Origin of the sequence: Sphingobacterium sp. UBA7253 (assembly GCF_002472745.1) — a bacterium.
GTDB classification, from domain to species: domain Bacteria; phylum Bacteroidota; class Bacteroidia; order Sphingobacteriales; family Sphingobacteriaceae; genus Sphingobacterium; species Sphingobacterium siyangense.
In genome coordinates, this window is sequence record NZ_DKSP01000133.1 from 22059 (window position 1) to 22473 (window position 415).

The window sequence follows — 415 nt, forward strand, 5'->3', positions numbered from 1 at the left end:
CGGTATCCACTTTGATATGGAAGAAAATTTATGATTCATTTCCTCAGTTTTATCCACATACCCAATATTGCTGGAAACAACTTTGACAGTGCTATCCTTATAAACCTCGAATCCAACATGAGCTTCATAATTGAGATTAGGCCAATTCCCTTTCCACTTTTCATTTAACTGCCTATAAAAATCAATAATACCTATCTTGGGGGTTGGAAGATAGTTTTCATAAGAAACAAAAATGTAATTCTGCCCATCTTGGCAAATACCTAATCTCAAATTAAACAAGAGAAGGCAGACGATGATCAAACAATTTCTCATATGGCCAGTAAGTAATATTTACAGCAATATACAAAAAACCTAGATACGGGAGTTCTAGAAAAGGCGAGATGCTTCACAAGGAAAGTACTTAAACGAAAGAAGC

Annotated in this window: 1 protein-coding gene; it reads right to left on the bottom strand. The window is 34.9% G+C overall.

All coding sequences use genetic code 11. The features are described from left to right. A partial coding sequence (locus B2X72_RS13710) for a hypothetical protein (protein WP_286849968.1) occupies positions 1-312 on the bottom strand: 312 nt, incomplete at its 3' end. Positions 313-415: the final 103 nt, after the last annotated feature.